At 58.9% G+C, this 13790-nt stretch carries 12 protein-coding genes; 11 read left to right on the top strand and 1 reads right to left on the bottom strand.

The annotated features are described in order from the left end of the window. Positions 1-3: 3 nt before the first annotated feature. The 8 genes from ACFIQF_RS03365 (at position 4) to ACFIQF_RS03330 (ending at position 9155) form a co-directional block, all read left to right on the top strand. A complete protein-coding gene (locus ACFIQF_RS03365) occupies positions 4-549 on the top strand; it encodes a pilus assembly protein PilP (protein WP_393940044.1) in 546 nt (181 codons plus the stop codon). Continuing rightward, the gene (locus tag ACFIQF_RS03360; RefSeq protein WP_393940042.1) at positions 546-2669 is read left to right on the top strand and encodes a type IV pilus secretin PilQ; all 2124 of its coding nucleotides are present in this window, start codon (positions 546-548) and stop codon (positions 2667-2669) included. Before ACFIQF_RS03365 ends, ACFIQF_RS03360 begins: the two co-directional genes overlap by 4 nt. A gap of 13 nt (positions 2670-2682) precedes the next feature. Beyond that, entirely contained in the window at positions 2683-4350 is a 1668-nt protein-coding gene (locus tag ACFIQF_RS03355; protein WP_393940040.1) for an Ig-like domain-containing protein, read from the top strand. Positions 4351-4440: 90 nt separating this feature from the next. Beyond that, the gene (locus ACFIQF_RS03350; protein ID WP_393940038.1) at positions 4441-4998 is read left to right on the top strand and encodes a shikimate kinase; all 558 of its coding nucleotides are present in this window, start codon (positions 4441-4443) and stop codon (positions 4996-4998) included. A gap of 46 nt (positions 4999-5044) precedes the next feature. Continuing rightward, positions 5045-6142 carry a 3-dehydroquinate synthase gene (gene aroB, locus ACFIQF_RS03345; RefSeq protein WP_393940037.1) on the top strand — a complete coding sequence of 366 codons (1098 nt, stop codon included), beginning with the start codon at positions 5045-5047 and terminating at the stop codon, positions 6140-6142. 26 nt (positions 6143-6168) lie between these two features. After that, positions 6169-7368 carry a deoxyguanosinetriphosphate triphosphohydrolase gene (locus ACFIQF_RS03340; protein ID WP_393940035.1) on the top strand — a complete coding sequence of 400 codons (1200 nt, stop codon included), beginning with the start codon at positions 6169-6171 and terminating at the stop codon, positions 7366-7368. Between the two features lie 243 nt (positions 7369-7611). Beyond that, complete coding sequence (locus ACFIQF_RS03335) at positions 7612-8238, top strand: DUF1415 domain-containing protein (protein ID WP_393940034.1); 627 nt, start codon at positions 7612-7614, stop codon at positions 8236-8238. Then, positions 8238-9155 carry a class I SAM-dependent methyltransferase gene (locus ACFIQF_RS03330; protein ID WP_393940033.1) on the top strand — a complete coding sequence of 306 codons (918 nt, stop codon included), beginning with the start codon at positions 8238-8240 and terminating at the stop codon, positions 9153-9155. Before ACFIQF_RS03335 ends, ACFIQF_RS03330 begins: the two co-directional genes overlap by 1 nt. A gap of 66 nt (positions 9156-9221) precedes the next feature. Here the strand turns inward: ACFIQF_RS03330 and ACFIQF_RS03325 are convergent, their stop codons facing one another. After that, positions 9222-9848, bottom strand: coding sequence for a LysE family translocator (locus ACFIQF_RS03325; RefSeq protein WP_393940031.1), 627 nt, complete (start codon positions 9846-9848; stop codon positions 9222-9224). Positions 9849-9944: 96 nt separating this feature from the next. Between ACFIQF_RS03325 and ACFIQF_RS03320 the strand changes: the two genes are divergently transcribed. From ACFIQF_RS03320 to ACFIQF_RS03310, 3 genes are all read left to right on the top strand, one after another. Next, positions 9945-10883 carry a LysR substrate-binding domain-containing protein gene (locus ACFIQF_RS03320; protein ID WP_393940029.1) on the top strand — a complete coding sequence of 313 codons (939 nt, stop codon included), beginning with the start codon at positions 9945-9947 and terminating at the stop codon, positions 10881-10883. A gap of 111 nt (positions 10884-10994) precedes the next feature. Continuing rightward, positions 10995-13019, top strand: a complete 2025-nt coding sequence (locus ACFIQF_RS03315) for a PhoX family protein (RefSeq protein ID WP_393940028.1) — start codon at positions 10995-10997, stop codon at positions 13017-13019. 385 nt (positions 13020-13404) lie between these two features. Then, the coding region (locus ACFIQF_RS03310; protein ID WP_393940027.1) for a helix-turn-helix domain-containing protein at positions 13405-13790 on the top strand (386 nt) is incomplete at its 3' end.

Here is a 13790-nt window from a genome sequence, read left to right as displayed (position 1 = left end):
GGTATGAGAAATATAGTCAAAATTATTGCTTGTACCTTGGTCGCCATGTCCTTGTCCGCCTGTGAAGATGAAGGCGACAACCTCAACCAGTGGATGCAGGAGCAGCAGGCGGCAGCAAGACCCTCGGTCAAGCCTATCAGCCCGCCCAAAGAATTTGTGCCGCAGGCCTATGTCACTGCATCTACGCTGGATCCCTTCAGCAAGGAGCGTTTGGCAGCAGTGCTGGGTGGCAGCAGCACTGCACCCGCAACATTCTCGGATGCACTGGTCGCCAAGGAACGCCTGCGGCGCAAAGAGCAGCTGGAGTCTTTCCCCTTGGATAGTATTTCCATGGTGGGATTTTTGAAAAAAGGCAGTGCCAATGTTGCTCTGATCAAGGTCGATGGATTGATCTACCAAGTCAGCCAGGGGATGTACATGGGGCAGAACTACGGCAAGATCAAAAATATCAACGAGAGCTCAATCACTATGCGTGAAATTGTTCAAGATGGTGTGGGTGAGTGGGTAGAGAGAGATGCAGTGCTAGAGCTGCAGGAGGCCAAAAAATGAAAAAATTCACTCTTTTGATTCCTTTGGCGGCTTGTTTGCTGCCGGCGCTGGCCATGGCGCAAGGCAAAATCAACAAGGTGTCGACGCTGGTGCGCGATGGCATGGAGCTGGTGAAAATCGAGACGGAGGGGGCTCCACTCGTACTGCCTGAAACCTTCAGCATCCAGTCTCCCGCCCGGGTGGTTTTGGATCTGCCAGGCTTCAAGAGCGCACTGCCCAACAATCGCATGGAGCTGAACCAGGGCAACCTGCGCTCGGTCAATGTGGTCGAGACTGACACCAAGGCGCGTTTGGTGCTGAACCTCAAGGAAAGCACCACCTACAAGACCGAAGTCAGTGGCCAGGATTTGTTGATCGCGATTCAACCGGCTGTCAAGCCAGTCGCCGTCAATCAACAAGACCAGCAGTTTGCTGCGGATGGCAATGCCTATTCGCAGCCCTTGTCGGATGTGGATTTCCGCCGTGGCAGTGATGGTGCAGGCCGGTTGATCATTGCTCTGCCTAATAACAAGGTGGGTGTGAACATCACCAAGCGCTCGGATGGGCTGACGCTGGAATTGCAGCACACGACCTTGCCTGAGGGCTTGCGTCGCAAACTGGATGTGGGTGACTTTGGCACCCCGGTGCGCTTGATCTCTTCTCGGCAAGCGGGGGGAACCAGTTTCGTCGATTTGAGCAATACCGGTGAATGGGAGCATTCCGCCTACCAAAGCGACAACCAGTTTGTGGTGGAAGTGCGTCAGCGCAAATCTGATCCTAACAAGCTGGGCTCGGGCGGCAGCTTTACTGGTGAAAAGCTGTCTTTGAGCTTCCAAAATATTGAAGTGCGCTCCTTGCTGCAGGTGATTGCAGATTTCACCAACTTCAATATCGTCACCTCGGACACGGTGAATGGTTCTTTGACGCTGCGCCTGAAAGATGTGCCTTGGGACCAGGCGCTGCAAATCATTCTGGATTCCAAAGGTCTGGGCATGCGCAAGGCGGGGACGGTGCTGTGGATTGCACCCAAGGATGAGATTGATGAGCGTATCCAGAAGGATTTTGATGCTGTTGCCAAGCTGGAAGAAAAAATGCCGGTGCAAACCCAGGCTTTCCAGCTGAACTACGCCAAGGCAACCGAATTGCTCAAGCAAATCACTACCGTCCCCAGTAATTCGGGTGGTGGTGGTGGCAATAATATGCAGAACCGGTTTCTGACCCCTCGTGGTTCGGCGATGGCAGAACCACGGACCAACCAATTGTTTGTGACCGATATTCCGCAAAAACTGGAAGAGTTCCGCCGCCTGTTGGTGACATTGGATGTGCCTGTGCGGCAGGTGTTGATTGAAGCCCGAATTGTGGAAGCCAGCGATACATTCGGACGCTCACTGGGTGTTCGCTTGGGCGGTGGTGATTTGCGTGCAGTCAAAGGCGGAGATGGCGGCTATTCGATTGGTGGCGGTAACAGAGTTGGATTTGGAACCAGCTACAGCAATGCGGTGGGGACCACAGGTTTGGGGGGCTCCGTGGATGTAGGAGGGAATTTTGTCAACCTACCAGCTGCGAGCTTGGGCTCCGGCCTTAATAATGGCACCTTCGCGCTGTCGATCTTCAACTCTGCGGCCAACCGTTTTCTGTCTTTGGAGTTGTCGGCGCTGGAAGCGGATGGCAAGGGTAAAGTGGTTTCCAGCCCAAGGCTCATCACAGCAGACCAGACTAAAGCGTTGATTGAACAGGGTACTGAAATACCGTACCAAAACTCCGCGCAAAATGGTGCTACCACGGTTGAGTTCAAGAAGGCTGTGCTCAAGCTGGAGGTGACGCCGCAAATCACTCCAGAGGGCAACATCATCATGGATTTGGATATCGCCAAAGATTCCAAAGGAGAAGAAACCACTGGTGGCCCGGCGATTGATACCAAGCATGTCAAGACCCAAGTGCTGGTGGAGAATGGTGGAACCGTGGTGATTGGTGGTATTTTTGAGCTGATTGAAAGTGAAAATATTAATAAAATCCCTTTGCTTGGGGATATTCCAGTGATGGGTAACTTGTTCAAGAATAAAAAGAGAACTTCAGAGAAGAAAGAGATGTTGGTCTTCATTACCCCAAAAATGATTTCTGATCGTGGTGAATTGCGTTAATTGAGGTGGGCTTATGAATATTTTTAAATCGTTGGCATTGGTGCTGCCATTGGCCTTGGTGGCCTGCGGTGGCGGTGGTGGAGATCCTGGAACCCCACCAGGCGGGACGACAGATCCTAAAACCGGCACCGTTTCGGTTCAGCTATACAACGGAGGTGGTACCAAGGAGACGAGCACCAGTACTATTTCAGCATCTGACGTGTCTGGGCATGTCAAAGCTACAGTGGCTGACGCTTCGGGCAAGCCCGTCAGCGGCGCCATTGTGAAGTTCGCCGAAAATGGTGCAGGCTTGCTGACTTTTAGCCCCGCATCGGGTACCGCGCTGACTGACAGCAAGGGCTTGGCAGAAATTGATGTTAAAGCTACGTCGTTGACCGGAACTGGTGCTACTCAGATCACGGCGGCTGCAAATATTCCCCAGAAGACGGGAGATCCAGTCACCGTGACTGGGACGCATAACATCGCAGTGACAAATGCAGTTACGGAAGATCCGCAAAAGGCAGCAGCCGCTATTAACTTTACAGCAGTGGATCCTGCTGACAAGTCGATTGTGGTGGCCGGCGCTGGTGGCAATGGTCGCTCAGAAACGGCACTTCTAACCTTCACCGTGGTTGATTCGTCGGGTGTGCCAATTAAAGGGGTGGTCGTGGATTTCTCGGTGGTACCTGCAGACAGTGTCACCTTGAATACGTCTACTGGCAGTACGAACTCTTCAGGCCAGGTTCTTGCATCCGTAAACTCCAAGGCACAACCGACCTCGGTGATTGTGAAGGCAACTGTCAATGGCCGAGCCATCAGCACACAGTCTGATACGTTGACAGTGACTACGGATATTGCAACTCAGCGTGGCTTCGACTTGTCTGCTAGCAAGTACAACTTGGATTACGACCTTTCTGGTGACACATCCCAGGTCACGGTTCGGGTGGTGGATAGAAATGGCAATCCTGTTGCCGACGGTGTTCCTGTGGTTGCCGTGACTCAGTATGGCAGCGTAGGTAGCTCCGGCCGTGGTGGTTGTACCACCGCCAACGGTGGTTGCACGATCGACTACAAGGTGCAAAACCCACGCCCAGCAGATGGGGTCGAAGTGCCTATCGTGTTCTCCACGCAGACTGGTCAAGGCGATAAGATTTCTGGCTCGCTGACATTGTGGGTCACTTCAGTGGCTAAGGCGAATTTCTATTCTGCAACTACAGGACAAGTAATTGTCTCGTCGTTGGCACCCACCATTACCAATCCCAAGACCTGCCAGCTTTCTACGACACGGGTGTTTATCGGTACAGAAAAAGGTTTTGCTCTGCCTGCAGGTACCACGATCACTCCACGTTCGAATACGCAGTTGGCTTCTCCAAGCATTGTGTATGGCTCGCCTACGCTGGATCGAGCATCGACCCGCACCGTTCTGGATATCAGCGGTACCCGTGAAGAAGGCAGCGCTGCCGATGATGTATGGATTTTTATTATCAAGTCACCCAACGGTACTGTGAAGGAAGTGACCATGAGCGTTAAGCTGCCAGCCTGTATCAAGGACACTGGAACTGGAACTGGAACTGGAACTGGAACTGGAACTGGAACTGGAACTGGAACTGGAACTGGAACTGGAACTGGAACTGGAACTGGAACTGGAACTGGAACCGGCACCGGCACCGGCACTGGTGGTGCCACGGTCGGCCCCAACTGATAGTAAACACACCAGCAATGGCACCTTCGGGTGCCATTTTTTATGCCAGGGCCGCAAGTGGAGCGTTGGCAGTTCAGGTACGATGCGCGCATGACTCGTGCTATCACCTTTATCGGCCTGCCTGGCTCCGGCAAATCCACCATTGGGCGCCAGCTTGCCCGGCACTGGGGGCTGGAGTTTGTCGATTCGGACCAGGTGCTCGAGAGCCGGCTGGGTTGCAGCATCAAGGACTTTTTTGCCAGCCAGGGTGAGGTGGCTTTTCGCGATGCCGAGGCGCAGGTGCTGGCTGAGCTGGCGCAAAGCGACAAGATCGGCATTTTGTCCACAGGCGGCGGTGCAGTGCTGCGGCCAGAGAACCGTGCCGTCTTGCACGCCAACACCACGGTTTTTTATTTGCAATCCAGCCCCGAAGACATTGCCCGCCGTTTGCGCAACGATACCAACCGCCCCTTGCTGCAGGGCGACGATCCGCTCAAGCGCCTGAAAGATCTGCTGGCGGTGCGCGCGCCCTTGTATGAAGAGACGGCGCACTACATCATCGACACCGTGCGCTGCTCTACCGCGCAGGTAGTGCGCAAGGTCACCATGCAGGCCGAATTGGCGGGTGTTGTGCCGCTGCCAGCCGGTGCGGCGCCATCCGCGTCATAATCAAAAGCTGGCAACGCCTTTGTTGCCGTCTTTTGCATTAGCCACTGTGACCGAAACTGTTCATATCGATCTGGGTGATCGCTCTTACCCCATTGTGATTTCTGGCGGCGCGATGGCGCATGCCGAGACTTTTGCTGTCTGCCCCAAGGCTTCGCTGGCGCTGATTGTCAGCAACGTCACCGTGGCGCCCTTGTATGCAGAACGCCTGAAAGCCCAACTGCTGCAGCGCTATGCGCGCGTGGAAGTGCTGCAACTGCCTGATGGCGAAGAGCACAAGAACTGGCAGACCCTGCAGTCTGTTTTTGACACGCTGCTGAAAAACGGCGCTGACCGCAAAACCGTGCTGTTTGCGCTGGGCGGCGGTGTTGTGGGCGATATAACGGGTTTTTCCGCCGCTTGCTATATGCGCGGCGTGCCGTTTGTGCAGGTGCCTACCACTTTGCTGTCGCAAGTTGATTCGTCGGTGGGCGGTAAAACCGGCATCAACCACCCGCTGGGCAAAAACATGATTGGTGCTTTCTACCAGCCGCAGCTGGTGGTGTGCGACCTGGACACGCTCGATACCCTGCCGGTGCGTGAGCTCAGCGCCGGTCTGGCCGAGGTGATCAAGTACGGTCCCATCGCCGATATGGATTTTCTCGCCTGGCTGGAGAGCAATATCGACGCCCTGATGGCACGCGACAAAAAAGCCCTGGCCTTTGCGGTGCGGCGCAGCTGCGAGATCAAGGCCGATGTGGTATCCAAAGACGAGAAAGAGGCCGATCTGCGCGCCATTCTCAACTTCGGCCACACCTTCGGCCACGCGATCGAGGCGGGCATGGGTTACGGCGTCTGGCTGCATGGCGAAGGCGTGGCCGCCGGCATGGTGATGGCGGCTGAGCTCTCGTTGCGTCTGGGCTTGGTGGAGAGCGCTTTTGTGCAGCGCTTGCGCCAGCTGATTGAGCGTGCTGGTCTGCCCGTGCGCGGCGCGGTGATCGACCAGCAAGACAACGCTGGCCGCTATCTGGAGCTGATGCGCCACGACAAAAAATCGCAGGCGGGCGCCATCCGTTTTGTGCTGATCGATGGCCCAGGCAAAGCCATTGTGCGCGAGGCTCCCGATGCCATGGTGCGCGAAGTGATCGACGCTTGCTGCGCCGGTTGATCTGACAGGCAGCAAAGGGCGAGGGCATGGCGACAAGCGATCAAATCCCCGTCTGGACCGAAGCCGGTCTTGCGCCCTATGCCTGCTTTTCGCACCAAAGCAAGGGCCGTATCCATGCGCAAGATGCGGCGCCTACGCGCAGCGAGTTTCAGCGGGACCGTGACCGCATCGTGCACTCGTCAGCGTTTCGTCGCCTGGTCTACAAGACCCAGGTATTTCTGAACCACGAAGGCGACCTTTTTCGCACGCGGCTCACGCATTCGATCGAGGTGGCACAGCTCGGCCGCTCCATCGCCCGGGCCTTGCGCATCAACGAAGACCTGACTGAAGCCATCTGCCTGGCGCACGATCTAGGACACACCCCGTTCGGCCATGCCGGGCAAGATGCGCTCAATGCCTGCATGCAGGATTACGGCGGCTTTGAGCACAATCTGCAAAGCCTGCGCGTGGTGGACTATCTGGAAGAGCGCTACCCCGGTTACAGTGGCCTGAACCTGTGTTTTGAAACGCGCGAAGGCATTTTGAAGCACTGCTCCGCAGCCAACGCCCGCAAGCTGGAAGCGCGCGAGCCCGGTGGCGTAGGCCAGCGTTTTTTGCTCGGCCAGCAGCCGGCGCTGGAAGCGCAATTGGCAAACCTGGCCGACGAGATCACCTACAACGCGCACGATGTGGATGACGGCGTGCGCTCGGGCCTGATAAGCGTTGAGCAGCTGATGGAGATCCCCCTGTTTGCCCGCTATGCGCAAGAGGCCTTGCAGGAATATCCGCAGCTGCAAGCCGCAGACTGGCAGCGGCGCTGGTTGTACGAGGCGATCCGGCGCATGCTCAGTGAGCAGGTTTACGATGTGATTCGCCACACCAACACTGCCTTGCAAGCTGCCCAGCCTGCCGATGCCAATGCGGTGCGTGCCTTGCCGCCGCTGGTCGGTTTCAGCGAAGCCATGCGCCAAGACTCGGCCTTGCTCAAGCGATTTTTGTTCAAAAACCTGTACCGCCACCCGCAAGTCGTCGACACCACGGGCCGCGCCAAAGTGGTGGTGCGCGAGCTGTTTGCGATTTACCTGGAGCGCCCTGCCGAGATGAAGCCGCGCTTTGCCGAGCGAGCGCAAGATTTGGCGTTGGCGGCGCGTGCGCGCGTAGTGGCGGATTTTATTGCCGGCATGACTGACCGCTACGCTGTGCGCCAGCACGAGCGCCTCACTGGCCAGCAATTGCTGCCGCAGTAAGCACTGCCCTGCAAAGCTACGTCCCTGGCGCCAGGAGCGGATTGCTGCAGCACAAAAGCCGAGAAAGCCCCAGTGGCTACAATAGCCCCGGTTCGTCGTCTGCATTTGGCTTGAAGCGCATGCAGCATCGACACCGGAAGGCCGCCGGGGCAAAGCCCCAGGGCTGCCCAGGCCGCCCACTGGCCTGCCGACTGCCGCAAGTGCAGCTCACTTGCCCCACGATGACCCAGCTGGAAACCCGCCATGACTAATGTTCACGCTACGCCTGCGCATGACGATGCTATGCCCGAGATAGCGATTGCCGATACCGTCAACTGGCTTGAAAAAGCCGTGATCGGCCTGAACCTGTGCCCGTTTGCCAAGGGCGTGCATGTCAAAGGCCAGATCCACTATGTGGTGAGCGAGGCCGAAGACGCCGAAGGCGTGCTGCACGATCTGCACCGCGAACTGGAAGCGCTGGCTGAGGCCAACCCCGACAAGCGCGACACCACGCTCTTGATCCTGCCTTATGCGCTGCACGATTTTCTGGATTTTAACGATTTCCTGGAAGTGGCCGACAGCCTGATCGACGAGCTGGAGCTCGGCGGTATTTTGCAAGTGGCCTCGTTCCACCCTCTGTTCCAGTTCGAGGGCACGACGGTGGATGACGTGACCAACTGCACCAACCGCTCGCCATACCCTACCTTGCACCTGCTGCGCGAAGACAGCATTGACAAGGCGGTCGAGGCCTTTCCCGAGGCCGAATCGATTTACGAAAAAAACATGGAAACGCTCGAGCAGATCGGCCTGGAAGGCTGGCTTGATCTGGGCGTTGGGCCGCGCTGCCCTTTCCCGCACAAGGGCGAGGCCGTGGACAAGAAAGCTGATTGATGAAGAAGCATACTGCGCAGCGCGAAGCCGCCACGGGCGCCAAAAAGGCTGCCGCCACCGATATCGCGCAACAGCTGGAACTCAAGCCCGGCCAATCGCTGGAGCTGCTCAAGGCGCTGCACATCCTCACGCGCGATGGCAAGCTCAACCAGGATTCGCGCCGCAAGCTCAAGCAGGTTTACCACCTCTACCAGTTCATCGAACCGCTGCTGAGCGAGCTGTCGCAAAACGAACATGCGGTGACGTTGGCCGACCATGGTGCGGGCAAATCCTACCTCGGCTTTATCCTGTACGACCTGTTCTTCAAGCAACTGGGCCGGGGCCGTATCTACGGCATCGAAACGCGCGCACCGCTGGTCGAGGCATCGCAAAAGCTGGCGGCCGATCTGGCTTTTGAACGCATGGCGTTTCTGAACATGTCGGTGGCCGATTCCACGCATGCCGATGCCATGCCCGAGCGCTTTGACATCGTCACCGCGCTGCATGCCTGCGACACCGCAACCGACGACGCAATTGCCTTCGGCCTGGAGAAAAAAGCCCAGGCCATGGTGCTGGTGCCTTGCTGCCAGGCCGAAGTGGCAGCCTGCCTGCGCCAGAGCAAGGCGCTGTCGCTCTCGCGCACGCCGCTGGCCGAGCTGTGGCGCCACCCCATCCATACGCGCGAGATGGGCAGCCAGATCACCAATGTGCTGCGCTGCCTCTACCTCGAAAGCCAGGGCTACCAGGTCACCGTCACCGAGCTGGTGGGCTGGGAACACAGCATGAAGAACGAGCTGATTCTGGCGCGCTACACCGGCCAGAAAAAGCGCAGCGCCGCCGAGCGCCTGCAGCAGTTGCTGGCCGAGTTTGGCCTGGACCAGTCTTTGCAGCACCGCTATCCGCTCTTGCCCGCTGCGCCAGAAGCCGCCAAAGCCTGAGCGTTCATCTACCGAAATCCAAAGCTGCTGGTGCTTTAGCCATAAGCACCAGCAGCTTTTTTTATCTCAGCGTGCCAAGGCCAGAGCGGCGCCCATGGCCATCAGTATGGCTCCTATTCCTCGGTTCACCCATTGTGCTTTTTGCAGCACGCGGTTGCGGATCGCGGGCGCTGCCAGCACACAGGCCACCAGGCTGAACCACAGGCCGTGTGCTACCGAGATGAACAAGCCATACGCGGCAGATGTCCACAAGCTGGCGCCAGGCTGCACCACCTGCGAGAAGACGCTCACCACGAACAAGGTGGTTTTGGGGTTGAGGGCGTTGGTGAAAAAGCCGGTGCGCAGCGCGGCCCATGCGCTCATGGTTTGCTGCTGTGGCGCAGGCTGGTTCAATGCTGCGTCGTTGGTGTTTGGCAGTGCGGGGCTGCGCAGCGTTTGCCAGCCAATCCACACCAGGTAGGCTGCGCCCGCCAGTTTGAATGCCGTGAACCAACCCGCAGAATGCTGCAGCAACCAGGCCACGCCGAGCACGCTGTAGCACACATGCACTTGCACGCCCAGTGCTATGCCCCAGGCCACCCAGACGCCAGCGCTGCGGCCGTAAAGCAGGCTGCAGCGCGTCACCATCGCAAAGTCCGGCCCTGGGCTGATCACTGCGAGCACGGTGATGCTGATAACCGCCAACCATTCCATATGCATTCCTAGCTGTCATTGAATGCAGGGATTGTGTTGGCTGTAGATTCAAAAGAAAATGGATTTCTTCTCTCCTAAATCAATGAGAAAAAGTCAATGAATATGGACCGTCTGCCGCCGCTCAAAAGCCTGCAAGTGTTCGAGGCCGTTGCTCGCACTGGGTCGGTGGTGCGTGCGGCGGATGCACTGCATGTCACCCAAGGCGCGGTCAGCAAGCAACTGCGTTTGTTGGAGGCAGAACTGGGCGTGGCATTGTTTGAGCGGCGCAACCGGGGCGTCTACTTGACGGCGGCTGGCGCCGAGCTGCAGCACGCTTGCGCACAAGCTTTGCAGACGCTCGCTCAAGGCGTGCAGGCGGTGCGCAGCAAGGCCGAGGCTGGCCCGCTGGTGTTGTCGTGTGAGCCCACCTTGGCCATGCATTGGCTGATTCCGCGTTTGGCATTGTTTCAGGCAGCGCACCCGCAGTTGCGGCTGCATTTGGTGGCCGCCGGTGGTGCGGTGGATTTTGTGCGTGACCGGGTGGACTTGGCCATCCGCCGTAACGACATCGCTTTGCAACCCGATTGGCAGGTGCACGCCTTGGCTGCCGAGTTCATGGGGCCGGTCGCCGCCCCGGCCTTGGCCGGCCACCTTGTTCAGCTCGCCAGTGCGCGCAAGCGCTCTGCCGTGGTTTTGACGGCCTTGCATAGCCACAGCCGTCCCAGTGCTTGGCCGCAGTGGCTGGCGCTGCAACCTCGGGCACACAAGGCTGGCCTGGCTGCCATGCCAGCCATGTGGCTGGAGCATTTTTATCTGTGCTTGCAGGCAGCGCTCAGTGGTTTGGGCGTGGCCATGGCGTCGGTTTACATGGCGGATGCCGCTGTGCAAGCCGGTGCTTTGCAAGCGCCGCAAGGCTGGCTGGCGGATGGCTCGCAGTACCTGTTGATTCAGGCTGGCTCGCAGCACCAAGCCGCCGCCTTGCTGGTGGCCGATTGGCTGCGCGAGCAGATGCAGCAGACGCTGGCGCAGCACGGTTTGCTCGGGCCGGTGGTGTAGCCGGGTCGCCGTGTCTTGGGTTTGTCACACGCTGTTCATGGCCTTGTCATGCGGGTTTCCTAGACTGAGCGCACCCCACTATCTAGCTACTCAGCGAGGAGAGACACGCCCATGAGCAAGTCCATTTCCGACAAGGTTGTACGCAACACCGCCAACAACCCCACTTTCAGTGCCATTCTCGAAGCGAATCTGTCACGCCGCACGGTGATGCGCGGCAGCCTGGGCTCGGCTCTGGCCATGTTTGCCGGCGTCAGCATGTCTGCCTGCGGCGGCGGTGGCGACGACAACGATCTGAAGCTGGGCTTCGCCTCGTTGCCCACCTCGATGACCGACGCCTGCGTGGTGCCTGCGGGCTACGTGGCCTCGGTGCTCGGTGCTTGGGGCACGCCGCTCAACGACCAGGCTGCGCCCTGGAGCAAAGACGGCAACAACAGCTCCAACGATCTGCTGCACTCCACCGGCATGCACCACGACGGCATGCACTTCTTCCCGCTCAACGGCAGCTCCAGCGAAGGCCTGCTGGTGGTTAACCACGAGTACATCGACGAGAAGGCGCTGCACCCCGCCGGCCCCACCAGCGTGGGCGGCAAGCGCCCGGCCGAAGAAGTGCGCAAGGAGATCAATGCCCACGGCGTGGCCGTGATGCATATCCGCAAGCAAGGCGGCAAGTGGGAGATCGTCAAGAACTCCAAGTACAACCGCCGCTTCACCTCCGCCACGCCGATGAATCTGTCCGGCCCCGTGGGCAAGACGGATTGGGTGAAAACACCTTTCTCCACCGATGGCTCGCAAGTGCGCGGCACCAACAACAACTGCGGCAACGGCACCACGCCCTGGGGCACCTACATCACGGCCGAAGAGAACTGGGCCGCATGCTTTGTCAACACCGGCGAAGTGAATGCGGCGCAAAAGCGCGTCGGCGTGGCCACCAAGACCGGCCGCTACCAGTGGGAAACCGCTGCGGGCGACAGCAGCGAGAAGAATGGCGAGTTTGCTCGTTTCAATATCACCGCCACCGGTGCCAGCGCGCTCAACGACTGGCGCAACGAGGTGAACGGTTTTGGCTACCTGGTCGAGATCGATCCTTACGACCCGAGCAGCATTGCCACCAAGCGCACCGCCATGGGCCGTTTTGCGCACGAAGGCGCGGCTTACGGCAATCCGGTGGCGGGCAAGCCGCTGGCTTTCTACTGCGGTGACGATTCGCGCTTTGAATACGTCTACCGCTTTGTCTCCGAAGCCAACTGGGACCCCAAGGATGCAACGCGCAGCGACCGCATTGCCGTGGGCAACAAGTACCTCGACAAAGGCACGCTGTATGTGGCGCGCTTCAATGCGGACGGCAAGGGCGAATGGCTGGCGCTGGTGCCCGGCACCAAGGGAAAGGACGGCAAGACGCTGGGCGAAGCCTTTGGCAGCATTGACGCCATCTTGATCAACACGCGCGGCGCTGCCGACTTTGTTGGCGCCACACCCATGGACCGCCCCGAGTGGACCGCCGTGCACCCCAGCAATGGCGACGTGTATGTGACCCTGACCAACAACACCAGCCGCAACGCCGATAAGGGCACCAACCCGGCCAATCCACGCCTGAACAACGTCAACGGCCACATCGTGCGCTGGCACGACGACACCGGCGCCAACACCTTCCGCTGGGACATCTTTGTCTTCGGCTCGGACGCTGGCGCAGCGGCTGATACCAACCGCTCGGGCCTGACCGCCAGCAACCAGCTGGCCAGCCCCGATGGCCTGGCTTTCGACGATCGCGGCATTCTGTGGATCCAGACCGACAACGGCATCGACGGTGGTCGCAACAATGCCGTGGCCAAGGCCACCAACGACCAGATGCTGGCCGTCATTCCGGGCGCCCTCAAAGACGCCAAGGGCACCGGCCCCGCCATCAATGCCTCCAACCAGGCGGAGCTGCGCCGTTTCTTCGTCGGCCCGAACGAGGCCGAGATTACCGGTTTCGCTTTCACGCCCGACCACACCACGATCTTCTTGAACATCCAGCACCCGGTGAACTGGCCTGCTTACGACAGCAGCGATGCGACCAAGGCGCCGAGCGGGACGGTGCGGCCGCGTTCCTCGACGGTGGTGATTCAGCGTGCCGACGGTGGGCCCGTCGGCGTGTAAGTGACGCTTTAGCTTTAGCAGCTTTTTGCGGAATTGCGGGAGCGCGAGCCTGGTGGCTTGTAGTCTCCCGCAAGGTGTTTTTCTAACTGGCGTTAGTGGCAATGTTCGCAGCGGCTGGGTGGGGTTTGTTGCGGACGCGTAGCGGTGAGCGTCTGTGTCCGTTGCTGGGAACTCTGCGCTTCGCGCAGATGCCGGGATTTCGCCCCGGCGGGCGACCTCCCTTTTTGCTGCACGGCAAAAAGCGAGGGGAAAAAACGTGCCCGGTATGACTCACACTCATAGGTAACACATTAGTTCAAGGACATAGGTAACAGCTCCACGTCTTGGAAACTGCCTTCAGGCAGCACCCAAGGAGCCCCCTATGCCATGGAAGGAATGCGTACCAATGGACGAGAAACTCCTGTTCATCGCCGACCACCTGCGTGCAACGTGCTCGCTCAGCGAGCTGTGCGAGCGCTACGGCATCAGCCGCAAGACAGGCTACAAATGGATTGCCCGCTACCGCCAGCTCGGCACAGATGGCCTGCAAGACCAAAGCCGCAAGCCCTTGCACAACCGCTTTGCCATCAGCTACGCGCAGCGCCAGGCCATCATCGAGCTGCGCACCACTACGCCCGGCCAGCCTGGCCCTAAAAAGCTGATGGCCATGCTCGAGCAGCGCTGGGGTGCAGGGCACACGCCCAGCAAAACCACCATCTACAACATCCTCAAAGCCGCAGGCCTCATCCAGGGCCAGCGCAGACGCAGGCGCGTCCACCCCACCGAGCAACC

The sequence above is a fragment of the Comamonas trifloxystrobinivorans genome (assembly GCF_043359985.1).
In the GTDB taxonomy this organism is placed as follows: Bacteria; Pseudomonadota; Gammaproteobacteria; order Burkholderiales; family Burkholderiaceae_C; genus Comamonas; species Comamonas trifloxystrobinivorans.
The sequence above is the reverse complement of the archived record's forward strand: the minus strand, read 5'-3'. Positions and strand labels throughout refer to the sequence as shown.

Excerpts from the sequence above, each read along its gene's own strand:
- ACFIQF_RS03365 (WP_393940044.1), top strand. The coding sequence starts at position 4 with ATGAGAAATATAGTCAAAATTATTGCTTGTACCTTGGTCGCCATGTCC.
- ACFIQF_RS03360 (WP_393940042.1), top strand. The coding sequence starts at position 546 with ATGAAAAAATTCACTCTTTTGATTCCTTTGGCGGCTTGTTTGCTGCCG.
- ACFIQF_RS03355 (WP_393940040.1), top strand. The coding sequence starts at position 2,683 with ATGAATATTTTTAAATCGTTGGCATTGGTGCTGCCATTGGCCTTGGTG.
- ACFIQF_RS03350 (WP_393940038.1), top strand. The coding sequence starts at position 4,441 with ATGACTCGTGCTATCACCTTTATCGGCCTGCCTGGCTCCGGCAAATCC.
- ACFIQF_RS03340 (WP_393940035.1), top strand. The coding sequence starts at position 6,169 with ATGGCGACAAGCGATCAAATCCCCGTCTGGACCGAAGCCGGTCTTGCG.
- ACFIQF_RS03335 (WP_393940034.1), top strand. The coding sequence starts at position 7,612 with ATGACTAATGTTCACGCTACGCCTGCGCATGACGATGCTATGCCCGAG.
- ACFIQF_RS03330 (WP_393940033.1), top strand. The coding sequence starts at position 8,238 with ATGAAGAAGCATACTGCGCAGCGCGAAGCCGCCACGGGCGCCAAAAAG.
- ACFIQF_RS03325 (WP_393940031.1), bottom strand. The coding sequence starts at position 9,848 with ATGGAATGGTTGGCGGTTATCAGCATCACCGTGCTCGCAGTGATCAGC.
- ACFIQF_RS03320 (WP_393940029.1), top strand. The coding sequence starts at position 9,945 with ATGAATATGGACCGTCTGCCGCCGCTCAAAAGCCTGCAAGTGTTCGAG.
- ACFIQF_RS03315 (WP_393940028.1), top strand. The coding sequence starts at position 10,995 with ATGAGCAAGTCCATTTCCGACAAGGTTGTACGCAACACCGCCAACAAC.